This is a genomic window from Streptomyces sp. SM18 (genome assembly GCF_002910775.2).
In the GTDB taxonomy this organism is placed as follows: domain Bacteria; phylum Actinomycetota; class Actinomycetes; order Streptomycetales; family Streptomycetaceae; genus Streptomyces; species Streptomyces halstedii.
On record NZ_CP029342.1, the window covers coordinates 1,770,139 to 1,787,461 of the forward strand.

General features: G+C 70.6%; 16 protein-coding genes and 1 pseudogene. 7 read left to right on the top strand and 10 right to left on the bottom strand.

What is annotated here, in order from left to right; translation table 11 throughout:
- Window positions 1–5: 5 nt before the first annotated feature.
- On the bottom strand, window positions 6–545 hold the full coding sequence (locus tag B9S64_RS07850) for a nucleoside deaminase (protein WP_103490009.1): 540 nt from the start codon (window positions 543–545) through the stop codon (window positions 6–8).
- 351 nt (window positions 546–896) lie between these two features.
- Between B9S64_RS07850 and B9S64_RS07855 the strand changes: the two genes are divergently transcribed.
- Window positions 897–1,709, top strand: a complete 813-nt coding sequence (locus B9S64_RS07855) for a hypothetical protein (protein ID WP_103490008.1) — start codon at window positions 897–899, stop codon at window positions 1,707–1,709.
- 111 nt (window positions 1,710–1,820) lie between these two features.
- Here B9S64_RS07855 and B9S64_RS07860 read toward each other — a convergent pair whose 3' ends face one another.
- The 3 genes and pseudogenes from B9S64_RS07860 to B9S64_RS07870 form a co-directional block, all read right to left on the bottom strand.
- A complete protein-coding gene (locus B9S64_RS07860) occupies window positions 1,821–2,081 on the bottom strand; it encodes a hypothetical protein (RefSeq protein WP_103490007.1) in 261 nt (86 codons plus the stop codon).
- A gap of 98 nt (window positions 2,082–2,179) precedes the next feature.
- Window positions 2,180–3,073, bottom strand: a complete 894-nt coding sequence (locus B9S64_RS07865; RefSeq protein WP_103490006.1) for a hypothetical protein — start codon at window positions 3,071–3,073, stop codon at window positions 2,180–2,182.
- Between the two features lie 253 nt (window positions 3,074–3,326).
- A pseudogene (locus tag B9S64_RS07870) lies at window positions 3,327–3,763 on the bottom strand (ATP-binding protein).
- A 163-nt stretch (window positions 3,764–3,926) separates the two neighbouring features.
- On the opposite strand from B9S64_RS07870, the gene B9S64_RS07875 reads away from it, so the two are divergent.
- The 4 genes from B9S64_RS07875 to B9S64_RS07890 are packed head-to-tail and all read left to right on the top strand — an operon-like array spanning window position 3,927 to window position 5,495.
- Window positions 3,927–4,805, top strand: coding sequence for a helix-turn-helix transcriptional regulator (locus B9S64_RS07875; RefSeq protein WP_103490005.1), 879 nt, complete (start codon window positions 3,927–3,929; stop codon window positions 4,803–4,805).
- Window positions 4,802–5,011: a DUF397 domain-containing protein gene (locus B9S64_RS07880; RefSeq protein ID WP_078551735.1), complete on the top strand. Its 210-nt coding sequence runs from the start codon at window positions 4,802–4,804 to the stop codon at window positions 5,009–5,011. The genes B9S64_RS07875 and B9S64_RS07880 overlap by 4 nt, the downstream gene beginning before the upstream one ends.
- Before the next feature lie 50 nt (window positions 5,012–5,061).
- Window positions 5,062–5,253 (top strand): DUF397 domain-containing protein, encoded by a 192-nt coding sequence (locus B9S64_RS07885; RefSeq protein WP_078551733.1) that lies wholly within the window; start codon window positions 5,062–5,064, stop codon window positions 5,251–5,253.
- A 50-nt stretch (window positions 5,254–5,303) separates the two neighbouring features.
- The gene (locus B9S64_RS07890) at window positions 5,304–5,495 is read left to right on the top strand and encodes a DUF397 domain-containing protein (RefSeq protein WP_258037753.1); all 192 of its coding nucleotides are present in this window, start codon (window positions 5,304–5,306) and stop codon (window positions 5,493–5,495) included.
- 53 nt (window positions 5,496–5,548) lie between these two features.
- Here B9S64_RS07890 and B9S64_RS07895 read toward each other — a convergent pair whose 3' ends face one another.
- The 5 genes from B9S64_RS07895 to B9S64_RS07915 form a co-directional block, all read right to left on the bottom strand.
- Window positions 5,549–6,607 carry a LacI family DNA-binding transcriptional regulator gene (locus B9S64_RS07895; protein ID WP_103490003.1) on the bottom strand — a complete coding sequence of 353 codons (1,059 nt, stop codon included), beginning with the start codon at window positions 6,605–6,607 and terminating at the stop codon, window positions 5,549–5,551.
- Window positions 6,592–8,286 carry an alpha-amylase family glycosyl hydrolase gene (locus tag B9S64_RS07900; RefSeq protein ID WP_103490002.1) on the bottom strand — a complete coding sequence of 565 codons (1,695 nt, stop codon included), beginning with the start codon at window positions 8,284–8,286 and terminating at the stop codon, window positions 6,592–6,594. The genes B9S64_RS07895 and B9S64_RS07900 overlap by 16 nt, the downstream gene beginning before the upstream one ends.
- Window positions 8,287–8,385: 99 nt before the next feature.
- Window positions 8,386–9,297: a sugar ABC transporter permease gene (locus B9S64_RS07905; protein ID WP_103490001.1), complete on the bottom strand. Its 912-nt coding sequence runs from the start codon at window positions 9,295–9,297 to the stop codon at window positions 8,386–8,388.
- Window positions 9,294–10,310: a carbohydrate ABC transporter permease gene (locus B9S64_RS07910; protein ID WP_103490000.1), complete on the bottom strand. Its 1,017-nt coding sequence runs from the start codon at window positions 10,308–10,310 to the stop codon at window positions 9,294–9,296. Before B9S64_RS07910 ends, B9S64_RS07905 begins: the two co-directional genes overlap by 4 nt.
- A gap of 21 nt (window positions 10,311–10,331) precedes the next feature.
- Window positions 10,332–11,606, bottom strand: a complete 1,275-nt coding sequence (locus B9S64_RS07915; protein WP_103489999.1) for an extracellular solute-binding protein — start codon at window positions 11,604–11,606, stop codon at window positions 10,332–10,334.
- 380 nt (window positions 11,607–11,986) lie between these two features.
- On the opposite strand from B9S64_RS07915, the gene B9S64_RS07920 reads away from it, so the two are divergent.
- Together B9S64_RS07920 and B9S64_RS07925 are read left to right on the top strand one after the other, a co-directional pair.
- Window positions 11,987–13,030, top strand: a complete 1,044-nt coding sequence (locus tag B9S64_RS07920) for a LacI family DNA-binding transcriptional regulator (RefSeq protein ID WP_103489998.1) — start codon at window positions 11,987–11,989, stop codon at window positions 13,028–13,030.
- A gap of 92 nt (window positions 13,031–13,122) precedes the next feature.
- Window positions 13,123–14,151 carry a phosphatase PAP2 family protein gene (locus tag B9S64_RS07925; RefSeq protein WP_375153027.1) on the top strand — a complete coding sequence of 343 codons (1,029 nt, stop codon included), beginning with the start codon at window positions 13,123–13,125 and terminating at the stop codon, window positions 14,149–14,151.
- Between the two features lie 94 nt (window positions 14,152–14,245).
- Here B9S64_RS07925 and B9S64_RS07930 read toward each other — a convergent pair whose 3' ends face one another.
- Complete coding sequence (locus B9S64_RS07930) at window positions 14,246–17,242, bottom strand: bifunctional [glutamine synthetase] adenylyltransferase/[glutamine synthetase]-adenylyl-L-tyrosine phosphorylase (protein ID WP_103489680.1); 2,997 nt, start codon at window positions 17,240–17,242, stop codon at window positions 14,246–14,248.
- Between the last annotated feature and the right edge of the window lie 81 nt (window positions 17,243–17,323).

Genomic DNA, 17,323 nt, shown 5'->3' on the forward strand with positions numbered 1-17,323 from the left:
AGACGTCAACCGGACCGCTGCTCACCGTCTCGCGGTCCACGGTGGAACGCGTGGTGCAGAGCACGCATCCGGTCGGTCAGCTCCGGCGCGGGACCACGCACCTCCAGGCCGGGGACCACATCGCCGATCGCCATGCAGCGCACCGGGGACGACGGCACGCCCAGTTCGTCCAGCCAGCGCGCCAACTGGGCTGCCGAGTGGGCGTACACGACGGCCCCCAGCCCGGCCCAGCCGTGCGCGGCGGCACACATGGGGCAGTGCTCACCGGAGGTGAAGACCGTGGCCCGCGCGCGCTCGCTCTCGGTGAGATGGGCCGTGGCCCACCGCACCAGCTCGAATTCCGGGTGCCACGTCGGATCACCGAGCGTATGGACACGATTGCGTTCCTCCGCCAGGACCGTCCCGTCGGCGCCGACCAGAACCGAGCCGAACGGCTCGTCCCCGGCACGCAACGCCTCGGCCGCGAGATCGACGGCACGTTCCAGACAGGGCAGGTCACCAGCCGCCGGTGCGGTGGGGCGGACGGTCGGTTCGTCAGAATGCACAGCTTCCTCTCAGAGAATCCGGGCCGGCCCCCGCCGACACGACGCTCGTCACCGTTGCGGCGCTTCCGCCGGAGCCCTGACCCCGGCCACGGTCCCGCACGGCCACCTACACGGTACGACGCACGGACACCCGCGCCCGCCGTGGCGCGAAGCACGCACCAGCACTCCCGCTACGGCGGCATACCCCCGCGACCAGGGCCCGCCGTGAGGTGCCCACTACACTCACCGCTCATGTGGCCAGGACAGCAGTCGACTTCCGGACAGCCCAACCCGCAGGGAGGGCACCCCGGTTCAGCTCCCCCGCAGCCCGGCGGGCCGGGCCCTGAGTGGCATGCCGCACCCACGGTCGGCATGGGCGCGCCGGAACCGCCCCGCCGCTCCTGGAACCGGACCACGGTCGCCGCCGTGGCCGCTGCCGCCGTGGTCGTGGTGGCATGCGGAGTGACCGGTTTCCTGGTGCTCCGCGACGACGGGGGCGGTACGCCGGACACGAAGCCCACGGCGGCGGACGCGTCGAGCACCGACACCACGGACCGGACGGCCGCCAAGGGCGGCTCCGGCCCGCTCGTCCCGGGCTGGAACACCGTCGTCAACCCCAAGCGGGGCATCACCTTCGACGCGCCGGGCTCCTGGTCGCGGCAGTCCCCGGACTGGGTCAGCTATGTCGCGGAGAAGGGCGATCCCGAGGAGAAGCCGCTGGTCGCGATGATGGCCCCGGCGGTCCTCAAGGAGAAGTGGTGCACGTCCGACGACGACAAGAACGGCACCCAGGAGGACACCCCGCTCGCCTCGGTCGGCACCACCGGGGAGAAGGGCGCCAAGAGCACCGCCGAGGCCGCCGAGGACACCGCGAAGACGTGGGTCTACGGCGCGTACACGCAGCCCGACAGCACCCGTCTGACGATCGGTGAGCCGGAGACCTACCGGACGAAGTCGGGCATCGAGGGCAGCCTCGTGACGGTCACCTCGTCCGGTGTTCCGAAGAAGGGCACGTGCGACAGCGACGGCAAGGCGGTGACCTTCGCCTTCAAGAACGCGGAGGGCGCCTTCGTGTCGTGGACCTACGTCGGGGCACACGGGGTGTCCGACGAGGTGCCCGACGCCACGATCCGCGAAATCCTCAGCACGGTACGGCTCTACGAGGAGGGCGACGGGGACGACTGAGGGCGAGCGCGGGCGGTGGTGGCGGCGCCGGCGGTGGTGGCGCCCTCGCCTCCCTGATGGCCCGGGGGCGCCGCCGGCCGGGTGACGACTCCCCCGTGCCCTCTCGCGTCGCTACCGGGACGGCGCGGGTCCCCGATCCGTGGGCCCCTCACCGAAGACCTCTGCGGCGGTGTCGGCCACGATCGCACGGCCCAGCCAGTGACGCAGAAGCTCCATGTCACCGCAAGTGGCGACCCTCCCCCTCATCTCGTCGGTGACGTCGATACCCCGCACGTCGAAGACGTACAGAATGCCTTCGACCCAGGCTTGGACGCGGCCCTCCTCGCGGATCTCTTCGGACAAGGGCGAGATGTAAAAGGAGAGATCAGCCACCGGGGGCCTCCGCCGCTGTGCGCCCGGCCCGATGCCGGTGCGCCGTACGGGACGAGCGGGATCGGAACGCCGCGCTACCGCTCCAATCGGCGGAAACGTCACTCACCGAAGATCTCTTCGGCAGTCGTGGCGAAAAGTGCGCGACCCAGCCACCGCTGGAGGAGCTCCGGATCAGTACAGGCGGTGATCTTCTCGCGGATGGTGTCGGTGACGCCGATACCCCGCCTGTCGAGGACGAAGAGAACAGCCTTGGCTTGGCCCTCGACACAGCCTTGGGCACGCCCCTCGGCACGGCCTTCGTCGCGGATCTCTTCGGAGAGCGGCGAGGTGTAGAAGGAAAGGTCCACGGCCACCAGGTTCCTCCACTGTTGTGCGGCGGGGCGGTTGCCCAAGCCTTGTGCGATGAGTTCGACGAAGGGTTCTGCGATCGATTCCGGTGTGTCGCGCAGGGCGACGGACATCGTCTTCAGTATGGCATCGACGTCCGGATTGTCGGCGTGTGTGATGGCCGAGAGCGTGGCGAGAGCGAGGTCCTTGCGGGCCTCGGCCACATCGGTGATCACGGGCATGTTGTGGGGCCCCGCGACGAGCGGGCGGGTCGTGACGGTCGGCCACTGGGGCAGGCCGATGGTGAGGGGGCGCGCGGCCCAGGTCGCGGTGGCGTGGTCCTGGCAGATGACGAGCAGCAGCACCGGGAGCCGGTACTTGTTGTTGAGGTAGGTGACGTAGTACGGCCAGCTGGCCGTCTTGCCGGGGTCTTTCTTGCCCTGGGCCTCGACGACGAGGAGGAACGGGCCGTCGCCCTGTGTCTCGATGCGCAGCAGGGTGTCCACGCGTCGTTCGAGAGGTTCGTTCTCGGTCAGGTCGACGGTCAGGGGCTCGGACGACGCCACGGGCGGGAGGTGGAGCCCGAGGACGTCGGAGAGCCGTGTGAAAAGGCCCGGGTATTCCTGGAAGACGCGGTGCATCGCTTCGTGAGGTGCACTGACCATGGGTTTCCGTTCGGGAGCAAGCTGCTGTCTCTGGCGGTTCCGGTTTCCCGGTAGGCGTCCAGCAGGACACCGATGCCGGTCTTGGCTCCGGAGGGTCGAATGGATGCGCGCGGCCGGACAGATCGCGGTGAAGAGGATCTGTGGCGCGCTGCATGTGACACCAGCATATGCAGCGCAACCCGGGGTCTATCCAGTCCAGTTGGCCTATATCACCCGACTGGGTGATCAAGCAGATTTACCGACTTGGCGGCGGTCACCGCACCAGGTCGATTTCGGCCCAGACCGTCTTGCGCGGGACGGGTCCGGCCTCGACGCCCCAACGGTCGGCGAGCGCCTCGACGATGAGCAGGCCGCGCCCCGACTCGGCCTCACCGGACGGAGGTTTGACGGCGCCGGGCACGGGAGGCAACCGCTCACCCAGAGTGTGGTCACCTCGATGCGGAGGCGTACACCGCGATGGACCGCGAGCCGCAATCGGAAGTCGCGACCGGGCACGCGCCCGTGGAAGGCGGCGTTCACGGCCAGTTCGACCACGATCTGCGCGGCCGGCTCGGTGGGCATCCCCCAGTCGCCCAGATGCGCTGTGGCCAGCAGACGAGCGAGTCTGGCCCCCCGGCGGGTGGGAGACAGCAGCACCGTGAACTGCCGGTCGAGAGCGGAATGTTCGGTTCGGGTGATTTCTTGGGTCACATCACCCAGCGTGGCCTCGTCCGCGTACCTTGAGGAGCGACAAGGCGGTTACGTACGGTGAGTGTCCCGCTCTTGTTCCGTGTTGTCCCGGCTGTACAGGGTGACCCCCGGGGGACGGCTGAGGTTGGGTGGGGACTGCAAGCGCGTCAGAAGTGGGGCACGGATGAGCGTGGACGAGGCTGGTACGGAACGCGGGGACAGCGATGTGGACGACTCCGGTTGGGACATCGATCCTGACGACGAGCCAGGGGCCGCGATGGTCGCCACCGTAGGCCGTCAGATCAAGGCCTGGCGGGAGGCTGCCGGCATGCGGGCCGGTGAGTTCGGGGCCGCGCTCGGATATGGCGAGAATCTGGTCTACAAGGTGGAGGGCGGCAGACGCATCCCCCGTCCCGAGTTCCTGGACAAGGCGGACGAGGTACTGGGAGCGGGCGGCAAACTCGCCATCCTGAAACGCGAGATGGAGGAGGCGCGCTACCCGAAGAAGGTACGGGATCTGGCGAAACTGGAGGCCCGGTCGGTGGAACTGCTGGCCTACGGCAACAGCAGCTTCCATGGCCTGTTGCAGAGCGCCGAGTACGCGCGTGCGTTGTTCGCGATGCGGCAACCTGCTTACCCGCAGGACGAGATCGAGCGAGGCGTGGCGGCGCGCGTGGCCCGGCAAGCGATCTACGAGCGGACGCCCGCCCCGACACTTGGGTTTGTCCAGGAAGAGGTGGTGCTCCGGCGCCCACTCGGAGGCAAGATGGTATTGCGACGCCAGCTCGAACGTCTGCTGAAGAGCAGCGAGTTGCGGAACGTCACGATTCAAGTGATGCCGATGGACCGTGAGGAGCACGCGGGCGTAGACGGGGAGATCCAGGTGCTGAAATTCAAGGACGGTACGGCGGTGGGACGTTCCGAGGGGGCGTTCGGCGGCCGCCCCGTCTCCGATCCGAAGCAGCTTCGGATCCTTGAACTGCGGTATGGCATGATCCGGGCTCAGGCTCTCACTCCTCGGGAGTCGACGGCCTTCATCGAACGCATGCTGGGAGAGACATGATCCGCAAGCTTTCCGCTGAGGATGCTTCCCCGTTGAAGTGGGTGAAGAGCAGCTACAGCGACAGCAGCAATGGCAGCGAGTGCGTCGAGGTGGCAACAGCACCCGGCACCGTGCATGTGCGCGACTCCAAGAGCCTTCCCGGGCCCCGCCTCGGGTTCGCCCCCGCCGCATGGGAAGCATTCCTGACACACGCTTCCGAGCACTGATCACCCATGCCGGCCTCCATCGGCACCGAGCCGGTGCCGGGAGCGACGTGATGCGTAAGCACGCACAGCCGCACTGGCACAGAAGCAGCTACAGCAGCAGTGGTGACGGCAACGACTGCGTCGAGGTGGCAACCGCACCCGGCACCGTGCAAGTCCGCGACTCCAAGAACCTTCCCGGGCCCCGTCTCGGGTTCGCCCCGGCCGCATGGGAAGCGTTCGTGACGCACGCCTCCAAGCACTGATCGCCCATGCCGGGATCCGTCGGCACCGAGCCGGTCCCAGGAGAGACATGATGCGTAAGCACGCACAACCGCACTGGCACAGGAGCAGCTACAGCAGTAACAGCAGCGAGGCCGACTGCGTCGAGGCGGCTCCCGGCCCCGGCGGCATCCACCTCCGCGACTCCAAGAACGCCTCCGGACCGCACCTGAGGTTCGCCCCCACCGCATGGAACGCCTTCGTGGCGCACACGGCCGGGCGCTGAAAGGCCGGGTCCTCCCCGGACCCGGCCTTTCAGCCCCGCGCAGGGCACACGCCTCAGGCGCCGCGCACCGCCGCCGTGGAGCCCCGTACCACCAGCTCCGGCTGGAACACGTACTCCGTGCGTTGTACGGGGCTTCCGCCGATCTCCTCCAGCAGGGCGCCTACCGCCGCCGAGGCCATCGCCTGGACCGGCTGGCGCACCGTGGTCAGCGGCGGGTCGGTGAACGCGATCAGCTGGGAGTCGTCGAAGCCGACCACCGACACGTCACGCGGGACGTCCAGGCCGCGGCCCCGGGCCGCCCGGACCACGCCGAGCGCCATCAGGTCGCTGCCGCAGACGATGCCCGTGCATCCCGCGTCGAGCAGGGCGCCGGCCGCGACCTGGCCGCCTTCGACGCTGAACAGCGTGGAGCAGACGAGGAGTTCGGCCTCGCTGCGGTCCATGCCCAGGACCGAGACGGCCGCGTCGATGAAGCCCTCGCGCTTGCGGCGGGAGGGCACGTAGCGCTGTGGCCCGATCGCCAGGCCGACGCGGCGGTGGCCCAGTTCGGCGAGGTGTCCCACCGCCATCCGTACGGCGGCCGGGTCGTCCGGGGAGACGAACGGGGCGCTGATGCGCTCGTTGTAGCCGTTGATCAGGACGAACGGCACCCCGCGTTCGCTGAGGGCCGCGTAACGCGCCGGGTCCGCCGAGGTGTCGGCGTGCAGGCCCGAGAGGAAGACGATGCCGCCGACGCCGCGCTCCACGAGCTGTTCGACCAGCTCGTCCTCCGTGGCTCCGCCGGGCAGTTGGGTGCACAGTACGGGCGTGTAGCCGTGCCCGGCGAGCACCTGTTCCACGGACTGGGCGAACGCCGGGAAGATCGGGTTGGTGAGTTCGGGCGTCACCAGCCCGATCAGCCCGGCACTGCGCTTGCGCAGCGGTACGGGGCGTTCGTAGCCGAGGATGTCGAGCGCCGCGAGCACCCGCTGACGCGTGGTGCCCGCGACGCCCGGCTTCCCGTTGAGGACCCGGCTGACCGTGGCCTCGCTGACAGCCGCCTGGCCGGCGATGTCGGAGAGCCTGGGGGCCGGCCCGGTCCTCGCCGTGGGGACGGTCACACCGTCCACCACACCGTGGTGTCGGCGGGCAGCTCGACGGTGCCGCCCTCGACGGCGACCGGGACGCTGGCGAGCAGCAGGGTGCCGGGGACGGCCAACTCCACCGGCGCGCCCGTGGTGTTGACGGTGCAGACGAAGCCGGGGCGGCGCAGGACGAGCACGCCCTCCGGGGCGCTCTCCCACTCCACGTCGCTGCCGGCGCCGAGCCCGGGGTGTGCCCGGCGGGCGGCGATGGCGGCCCGGTACAGCTCCAGGGTGGAGCCCTCCGCACCGGTCTGCGCCTCGACGGAGAGGTCGCCCCAGCCGGCGGGCTGCGGCAGCCAGCTGCCGCCGTCGCCGAAGCCGTACGAGCTGCCCTCGCGGGTCCACGGGATCGGCACCCGGCAGCCGTCGCGGAAGCCGTCCTGGCCGTCGGCGCGGAAGAACGACGGGTCCTGGCGGGCCTCGTCGGGCAGGTCGGTGACGTCGGGCAGGCCGAGCTCCTCGCCCTGGTAGACGTAGGCGGAGCCGGGTAGTGCCAGCATCAGCAGGGTCGCGGCGCGGGCCCGGCGCAGGCCCTTGTCCCGGTCGCCGGGGGTGCGGATCTGGGTGCCCAGGCCCGGCGGGTTGGCGAAGCGGGTGGCGTGCCGGGTGACGTCGTGGTTGGAGAGCACCCAGGTGGTGGGCGCGCCGACCGGGCGCATCGCGGCGAGTGAGGAGTCGATGACCGTGCGGAGCTCGGCGGCGTCCCAGGCGGTCGTGAGGTACTGGAAGTTGAACGCCTGGTGCATCTCGTCGGGCCGCACGTAGTTGGCGGTGCGCTCGACGGTGGGCGTCCACGCCTCGGCGACGAGGATCCGCCCGCCGTCCGAGGAGGGCCCCGCGGGGTACTCGTCGAGGATGGTGCGCCAGCTGCGGTAGACCTCGTGGACCCCGTCCTGGTCGAAGAACGGCATGACATCGTTGCCCAGCAGTTTCAGCTGGTCGTGGGAGCCGAGGTCGGGCAGGCCGTCCGCCTTGACGAGGCCGTGGGCGACGTCGACGCGGAAGCCGTCGACGCCCATGTCCAGCCAGAAGCGCAGGATGGAGCGGAACTCGTCGGCGACGGCGGGGTGTTCCCAGTTGAAGTCGGGCTGCTCGGGCGCGAAGAGGTGGAGGTACCAGTCGCCGGGGGTGCCGTCCGGGTCGGTGGTCCGGGTCCAGGCGGGTCCGCCGAAGATGGACTCCCAGTCGTTGGGCGGGAGTGCGCCGTCGGCGCCCTTGCCGGGCCGGAAGTGGTAGCGGTCGCGCAGGGCGGAGCCCGGTCCCTCGGCGAGGGCGCGCTTGAACCACTCGTGCCGGTCGGAGGAGTGGTTGGGCACCAGGTCGACGATGACGCGCAGGCCGAGTGCGTGGGCCTCGCGGAGCAGGGCGTCGGCGTCCGGCAGGCTGCCGAACATCGGGTCGATGGTCCGGTAGTCGGCGACGTCGTAGCCGGCGTCGGCCTGCGGGGAGGCGTAGAAGGGGCTGAGCCAGACGGCGTCGACACCGAGGTCACGGAGGTACGGGAGCCGCGCGGTGACGCCCGCGAGATCCCCCATGCCGTCGCCGTTGCCGTCGGCGAAGCTGCGTGGGTACACCTGGTAGATCACCGCGTCCTGCCACCAGCCGGTGCGGTGGCCCGGGGCGTCGGTGGACGTGCCGGTGGAGGGGGCAGCGAGGTGCTGGGTCATGTCGTCCCTGGGGTGTCTGGGTGGGGAGCGGCGCCGGGACCGGGTCGGAGATCCGGCGCCGCCGTGACGGGTGCGTACGGTCGTGCGGCCTGGTGGGGGTCAGCCCTTGACGGCTCCGGCGGACATGCCGGTGACCAGGTGCTTCTGGGCGAACAGGAAGACCAGGGCGGCCGGGATCGCGATCAGTACGGAGGCCGCGGTCATGGGGCCCCACTGGGCGCCGTACTGGTTGACGAACTTCTGCAGTCCGCCCGCGAGCGTCAGGTTCTCGTCACCGACCATGAAGGCGGAGGCGTACGCCACCTCGCCCCAGGCGGTGATGAAGGAGTAGAAGGCGGTGACGGCGAGGCCGGGCTTGGCGAGCGGCAGGATCAGCCGCCAGAACGTGCCGAACGGGGTGAGGCCGTCCACCTGTCCCGACTCGTCGATCTCGCGCGGGATCGTGTCGAAGAAGCCCTTCATCATCCAGGCGCAGAAGGGCACGGAGATGGTGAGGTAGGTGATGACGAGCCCGGCCGGCTGGTTGATCAGGCCCATGGTCGACATGATGTTGTAGATCGGCACGATGAGGACGGCGACCGGGAACATCTGGGTGACCAGCAGCGTCCACATCAGCCCGCGCTTGCCGGGGAAGCGGAAGCGGCTGACGGCGTAGCCGGTGGTGGCGGAGACGAAGACACCGAGGACGGTGGTGAGTCCCGCGATGACCACGGAGTTGCCGAACCAGGTCAGGAACTCGGTGTCCCTGATCAGGTTGGTGTAGTTCTCGAACGTCGTGTCCTTGAAGAAGTCCGTGGTGGTGGCGTAGTTCGCGGGCTTCAGCGAGGTCAGCAGGACCCAGAGCACCGGGAAGACGGCGATCACGGACGCGACGATCAGCGTGAGGTGCAGGGCCACGGAGGCGCCGGGCGAACGCTCGCCGCGCCGCCGGGGTGTGCGGGCCGGGCGCCGGGTGGCGGGCTTCGCCGTGGTGGTGGCGGGGGCGGCGGTGGTGGGTGCGGCGGTGGTCACCAGTTGTCTCCCTGCGTGCGGAGCACTCGCCGGTAGACCACGGCGAAGAGCATCAGGAGTACGAGGATCAGGACGCCCCAGGTGGAGGACTGCGCGAAGTCGCGCGGGCTGATCTCGAAGGAGAATTTGTACGCCTGGGTGACCAGGATCTGGGTGGACTCACCGGGTCCGCCCCGGGTCAGCAGGAAGATCACCGGGAACATGTTGAAGGTCCAGATGGTGGAGAGCAGGACCACCGTGGTGGAGACCGGGCGCAGTCCCGGCAGGGTGACGTGGCGGAAGCGCTGCCACGCCGTGGCGCCGTCCATCTCGGCGGCCTCGTACTGCTCGGAGGGTATGGACTGGAGTCCGCCCAGCAGCGCCACCATGATGAAGGGGATGCCCAGCCAGACGTTGACGGCGATGACGGAGAACTTCGCCCAGGTGGGGTCGTTCAGCCACGGGACGCCGTCGATCCCGGCGCCGCCGAGGATCTTGTTGAGCAGGCCGCGCTCCTCGTTGTAGAGGAAGCGCCAGGCGAAGACGGAGACGAAGCCGGGGATGGCCCAGGGCAGGATCAGGGCCATCCGGTAGGCGGAGCGGCCGGCGATCTTGCGGTTGAGGATGTTGGCGAGGGCCATGCCCAGGCAGAAGGTGATGGCCACGCAGGAGACCGTCCACACCAGCGTCCAGCCCAGTGTGCCGAGGAACTGGCCGCCGGTCAGGGCGTCGACGTAGTTGTCCAGACCCACGAACTCGTAGGTGGCGGGCATGTCGTTGACGCCGATGGACCGCGCGACGTTGCGCTCGTTGGCGTCGGTCATCGACAGCCAGATACCGCGGACCAGCGGGTATCCGATGATCACGCCGATCACGATGACGACCGGGGCGACCATGGTCCAGGCGTACCAGTGGACCGACAGGGCCCGCCGGAGCCTGCCGGGCGGCGGGGGGTTACCAGTACCGCGGCTCCGGCCGCGGGCGACGTCGTCGCCCGCGGCCTTCGCCACCGACTGGCTGGTGTGGACAGCCATCAGCCGGCCTGCCTTCCTGGGTTACTTCCAGCCCTTGAGGAGCTTGCGGTAGGAGTCGCCGGTCGCCTTGGCGGCCTTCTCGGGCGTGGTCTGGCCGGTGAGGACGTTGGTGTACTCGGTGTTCAGCGGGGCGAAGAGGCTGCCGGTCTCCGGGATCCAGGGACGCTCGACGGCGGTCTCGACGACGGGCTTGAAGAACTGGACGATCTCGCTGTCCACGGCCTGCTGCTTGGAGTAGGCGGAGGTGCGGGTCGGCAGCAGGTTCAGCTCACCGGCGGTCTGCGCCTGGGCCTCGACGGAGGTCATGTACTCGACGAAGGCGTAGGAGGCCTCCAGGTTCTTGGAGCCCGCGTAGACGGCGAGGTTGTGGCCGCCCTGCGGGGCGCCCTGACCGGCGGAGCCGGCCGGGACCGTGGAGATGCCGAGGTTCGCCTTGTCGGAGAACTCCTTGCCGGTCAGCGTGTCGGCCACGGCCCAGGGGCCGTTGATCATCATCGCGACGTCGCCGTTCTTGAACGACTGCATCATGTTCTCCCAGCCGTCCGTGGCGTCAGTCTTCGCCGCCCCGGAGTCGACGAGGTCCTTCACGACGCCGAACGCCTTGGCGCCCGCGGCGTCGTCGACGGTGACGGTCTTGGAGGACGCGTCGACCAGGTCGCCGCCCTCGCCGTAGAGGAAGGAGAGGAAGTAGTACGAGTCGTCGCCGCGCAGGTAGAGGCCGGTCTTGCCGGTCTTGTCCTTGATCTTCTTGGAGACGGTCTTCAGCTCGTCGATGTTCGCGGGCGGCTCGACGCCGGCGTCCTTGAACAGCTTCTTGTTGTAGAAGACGCCCATGGAGTCGATGACCTGCGGGACCGCGTAGGTCTTGCCGTCGTACTTCGTGGAGGCGACGGCCTGCTTCAGGAAGTCGTCCTGGTCCTTGAGGGCCGCGGTGCCGTCCAGCGGGGCGAGGTAGCCGAGGTCGGCGAACTCGGGGGTCCAGGCGACCTCGGAGCGGATGACGTCCGGGGCGCCGGAGCCGGCCTGGGCCGCGTTCTTGAACTTGTTCTGCGCGTCACCGAACGGGACGCTGACGTACTTGACATCGACCTTCGGGTGCTTCTTCTCGAAACCCTCGGCGATCTTCTTGAAGACCTTGTCCTCACTGCCGACGTTCGAGGTGTCCCACCACGTCACCGTGCCGGAGAGCTCACCCGAGCTCTTGCTGCCGCCGCCGGACTCGTCGTCACTGCCGCAGGCGGTCGCCGCGAGCGCCAGGGCCGCGACCAGGGCGGTGGCCGTTATGCCACGTCGCATCTGAACTCCTTCAACTGCCGTACCGCTCCGTCGCGGCGCCGGGTCGACGTGAACGTAACAAGGATGAAAGCTGACCGAAAGACCTTGCGGAAGATTTCTGCAAGGCCCGAGGATCGTTACATTGGCGTGTCCTCAAGGTTGCCGTCAAGACTCTTGACGGAACCGGTCCTCCCCTGCCCTTCCCAGGCCAGGCGCCGTGTCCGGGCGCTGCGGGGATCCTGCGGGAACGGATGGACGGTGACCGCAAGTCCTTGCAAGAGGTTTCCGTACGGGGGCCGACGAGCCGGATCGGCCGGTCCCCCGGAGCCCGGATCCGGTGGCCGGTGAGCAAGATCCGGTAGGCGGTGGGCATTCCGACACCCGCCCGGTACAGTCCCCTCATGACCGCACGGCTTGCCGATATCGCAGCTCAGGCGGGGGTCAGCGAAGCGACGGTCAGCCGCGTGCTCAACGGCAAGCCCGGTGTCGCGGCGGCCACCCGCGAATCCGTCCTCGCGGCGCTCGACGTCCTCGGGTACGAACGCCCACTGCGACTGCGCCGGCGCAGCGCCGGTCTGGTCGGACTGATCACCCCGGAGCTGGAGAACCCGATCTTCCCGGCGCTGGCCCAGGTCATCGGCCAGGCCTTGACCCGGCAGGGATACACACCGGTGCTGGCGACGCAGACCCCGGGCGGTTCCACGGAGGACGAGCTGACCGAAATGCTCGTGGACCGCGGGGTCTCGGGCATCATCTTCGTCTCCGGCCTGCACGCCGACACCTCGGCCGACATGCAGCGCTACGAACAACTGCGGGCCCAGGGCGTGCCCTTCGTCCTGGTCAACGGCTTCTCCCCCAAGGTGCAGGCGCCGTTCATCTCGCCGGACGACCGGGCGGCGATGCGGCTGGCGGTCACGCACCTGGTGGCCCTCGGCCACGAGCGCATCGGCCTGGCGGTCGGCCCGAAGCGCTTCGTCCCGGTGCTCCGCAAGATCGAGGGCTTCCACTCCACGATGCGGGAGCAGCTGGGCCTCACCGCCCCGGACGTCGAGGAGTTGATCCAGCACTCCCTGTACACGCTGGAGGGCGGACAGGCGGCGGCCTCGGCGCTGATGGAACGCGGATGCACGGCCGTGGTGTGCGCGAGCGACATGATGGCGCTGGGCGCGATCCGGGCCGCGCGGCGGCTGTCGCGGGAGGTTCCGCGCGATCTGTCGGTGGTCGGGTACGACGACTCCCCGCTCATAGCGTTCACCGATCCCCCGCTGACCACGATCCGGCAGCCGGTGACGGCCATGGGGCAGGCGGCGGTGCGCACACTGCTGGAGGAGATCGGCGGCACCCCCGCGCCGCACAGCGAGTTCGTGTTCATGCCGGAGCTGGTCGTGCGCGGTACGACCGCCTCGGGGCCCGGCCCGTCCGCCGGCCCGGCCCCCCGGGGCTGACCCCGCCCGATGTGCGGGGGTCACGGGTCCGGAGGATCATCGGGCTGAGGGGGACGTATCTGGCAGACTGAGCGCCTATGGGTGATGCGTACGTGACGACACAGGAAGACCGCGGGGCGGTCACCCCGTCACTCGCCGAGGACGGACCGAGGTCCGCCGCTCCGGCCGGTTCCGCCGGTCCGAGCGGTTCGACGAGGACGTGGCCCTCCCGCGCGCGCCTGGGTTCACCGCGCGCCCCGCGCCGCCCCCGTCTCTGGTTCGAAATCCTGCTGATCGCGGTGAGTTACTGGCTGTACTCGCTGGTGCGCAACGCCGTGCCGGAGCAGAAGGCGGCGGCCCTGCGCAACGCGGACCGCGTCTGGTCGCTGGAGCACACCCTGGGGCTGGCCTTCGAGCAGAGCGTCAACCATGCCGTCAATTCGGTGACATGGCTGATCGTGGCGATGAACTACTACTACGCGACCCTGCACTTCGTCATCACGATCGCGGTACTGGTGTGGCTGTTCCGCCGGCAGCCGGGCCGCTACGGGGCGGCGCGGCTGGTCCTCTTCGCCACCACGGCCGTGGCCCTGCTCGGTTACTACCTCTTCCCCCTGGCGCCACCCCGTCTGATGCACGGCGGTTCCTTCATCGACACGGTGCTGCTGCACGAGACCTGGGGGTCGATGGCCTCGGGCAACTTCAAGCAGATGTCGAACCAGTACGCCGCGATGCCGTCGATGCACATCGGCTGGTCGCTCTGGTGCGGGCTGACGATCTTCGCGCTGGCCCGTGCGCCCTGGGCCCGCGTCCTGGGCCTGCTGTACCCCACGCTGACCCTGGTGGTGATCGTGGCCACGGCGAACCACTTCTGGCTGGACGCGGTGGGCGGCATGGTCTGCCTGGCGTTCGGTTACGCGGTGTCGTACGCCTGGTACGGATCGCTGCCGCACCGGCTGCCGAGGACGGTACCGGCCCGGAGACGTCCGGGGCGCCCGCGTGTCCCGCACCGCCCCTGGGGCCGGGTCGCCCTGCGGCGCCGCCCGGGTCCCTCGGCGCCGGCCGCGTCCCGCCCGGTGGCGCCCCGGCGGTCCGAGCCCGACCCGGCGGCCGCGGTGCCGCCGACGCCGCCGGGGGCGTAGCGGCACGGAGCGCGCGCGGGCGACTCCGTACCGTCACCGGCCGTGCCTCATGGGCCCGTTCGGCACCCCGCCGCGCACCTCGGGCCCCGGACCGTCATCCCGCCGCGCCGTAGAACAGCTCCTCCACCACGGCACGGGCCCGCCGGGTGATCCGCCGGTAGTCGTCCAGCATGTCCCCGACGTGCCCCGGCTCGTACCCCAGGTACCGGCCCACCGCCGCCAGCTCACGTGGGGCGGACGGGAAGGTGTCCGCCGGGCGCCCCCGGACGAGCATCACCGCGTTCCGCACCCGGGTCGCCAGCACCCACGCCTCGTCGAGCGTGCGCGCCTCCTCCTGCCCGATCAGCCCGGCCGCGCACGCCGCGGCCAGCGCCTCACGGGTGCTGGTGGTGCGCAGCCCGGGTTCCGCCCAGCCGTGCCGCATCTGCGTGAGCTGGACGGTCCACTCGACGTCGCTGAGCCCGCCCCGGCCCAGCTTGGCGTGGAGTGTGGGATCGGCGCCCCTCGGGATGCGTTCGGTCTCCATCCGCGCCTTGAGCCGGCGGATCTCCCGTACGGCGTCGTCGCCGATCCCCTCCGCCGGGTAGCGCAGCGGGTCGATCATCTCGACGAAGTCCCGGCCCAGGTCCGCGTCCCCGGCCATCGGCTCGGCGCGCAGCAGCGCCTGGCTCTCCCAGACCGCCGACCAGCGGCGGTAGTAGGCGGCGTACGACTTCAGGGTCCGCACCAGCGGTCCGCTCTTGCCCTCCGGGCGCAGGTCGGCGTCGATCAGCAGCGGCGGGTCGGCGGTGGGGAGCTGGAGCAGCCGGCGCATCTCGGTGACGACGGCGTTCGCGGCGCGGGCCGCCTCCTCGTCGCCGACCCCTTCGCGGGGCTCGTGCACGAACAGCACGTCGGCGTCGGAGCCGTAGCTCAGCTCGTGCCCGCCGAAGCGGCCCATGCCGATGACGGCGAACCGGGTCGGCAGGGTGTCGCCCCACCGCTCGCGTACGGCGGCGCGCAGGGCACCGGAGATGGTGGCCGCGTTCAGGTCCGTGACGGCGGGGCCGACCCGGTCCACGAGGGCGCCGGGGTCGGGTTCGGCGGGGTTCTCCTCGGTGCCGTAGGAGCCGATCAGGTCGGCGGCGGCCGTACGGAAGAGTTCCCGGCGCCGCACCCCACGGGTCACCGCGACCGCCGTCTCGGCGTCGGGGGCGCGCCGGACGGCGGCCAGCACCTCCTGTTCCAGGTGCTCCCGGCTGCGCGGCCTCAGCCCTTCGGGGTCGCCCAGGATGCTGACGGCCTCGGGGGCGCGCATCAGGAGGTCGGGGGCGAGCCGGCCGGCCGACAGGACCCGGGCGAGGTTCTCGGCCGCCGCGCCCTCGTCCCGGAGCAGCCGCAGGTACCAGGGGGTCTTGCCGAGCGCGTCGGACACCTGCCGGAAGCCGAGGAGTCCGGCGTCCGGGTCGGCGGAGTCCGCGAACCAGCCCAGCAGCACCGGGAGGAGGGTGCGCTGGATGGCCGCCTTGCGCGAGACCCCGGAGGAGAGGGCCTCCAGGTGGCGCAGGGCGGCGGCCGGGTCCGCGTATCCGAGGGCCTCCAGCCGGGTGCCGGCGGCCTGGGCGCTGAGCCGCCGCTCGCCGGGTGCCAGCTGGGCGACGGCGTCCAGCAGCGGCCGGTAGAAGAGCTTCTCGTGCAGCCGCCGCACCACGGAGGCGTGCCGCCGCCACGCCCGGTTGAGCTCGGTGACCGGGTCGGTGCGCAGGCCGAGGGAGCGGCCGAGCCGCCGCAGGTCCGCCTCGTCCTCGGGGACCAGGTGGGTGCGGTGCAGCCGGTAGAGCTGGATGCGGTGCTCCATGGCCCGCAGGAAGCGGTAGGCCTCGTCCAGCTGGGCCGCGTCGGCCCGCCCGACGTATCCGCCGTCGGCGAGGGCGGCGAGGGCCTTCAGGGTGGAGCCGGAGCGCAGGCTGCTGTCGCCGCGTCCGTGGACGAGCTGGAGCAGCTGGACGGCGAACTCCACGTCCCGCAGTCCGCCCGGTCCGAGCTTGATCTCGCGGTCGACCCGGTCGACGGGGATGGTGGCGACGACCCGGCGGCGCATCTTCTGCACGTCGGCGACGAAGTTCTCCCGGTCGGCGGCCTGCCACACGAGCGGTGAGACGGCCTCGACGTACTCCGCGCCCAGGGCGGGGTCCCCGGCGACCGGGCGGGCCTTCAGCAGCGCCTGGAACTCCCAGGTCTTGGCCCACCGCTGGTAGTAGGCGAGGTGCGAGGACAGGGTCCGCACCAGCGGCCCGTTGCGGCCCTCGGGGCGCAGGTTGGCGTCCACGGGCCAGATGGTGCCCTCGACGGTGGTGTCGGAGCAGATCCGCATCATGTGGGCGGCGAGGCGTGCGGCGGCCTGGACGGCCTTGGTCTCCTCGACCCCGTCGACGGGCTCGCCGACGAAGATCACGTCCACGTCGGAGACGTAGTTCAGCTCGTGACCGCCGCACTTGCCCATCGCGACGACGGCCAGCCGGCACTGCGCGGCGTCGGCGGGCGCCTCCGCGCGGGCGAGCGCGAGGGCGGCGCGCAGAGTGGCCGTCGCCAGGTCGGCCAGCTCGGCGGCGACCTCGGAGACGTCGGTGGTGCCGCACACGTCACGGGCCGCTATCGAGAGCAGGGCGCGGCGGTAGGCCACCCGCAGCGAGTCCGGATCCACCACCTCATCGAGCATCCGTTCGAATTCGGGTACTCCGGGGTGCAGATCGGTGGCCTCGTAGGTGACGAGCGCCTGCCAGTCGTGGGGATGCCGGGCCAGGTGGTCCCCGAGCGCCTCGGAGGCGCCCAGCACCCCGAGGAGCCGGTCGCGGAGCGGTTTGGCGGTGATGACGGTGTCCAGCAGGATCTGCCGCTCCCCCGGCTCCTGTGCCTCGGCGAACCGTACGAGACCGCGCAGCGCCAGGTCGGGGTCGGCGGTCGCGCCGAGCGCTTCGAGCAGGACGGGGTCGGCCCGTACGGAGGCGAGTTCGGGGAGGTCGAGCAGCCGCTCGGCGGCGGACGGGTCGGTGAAACCGTGCCGCAGCAGTCGGGTGAAGGTACTGCTCCTGCGTCCCGGCACCGATGTCATCCCGCGCTCCCTGCCCGCCGACCCACATATCCGTCTCCCGAGCCTACGGGCTGCGCATTCGCCGCGCGCCGATGACTCCCG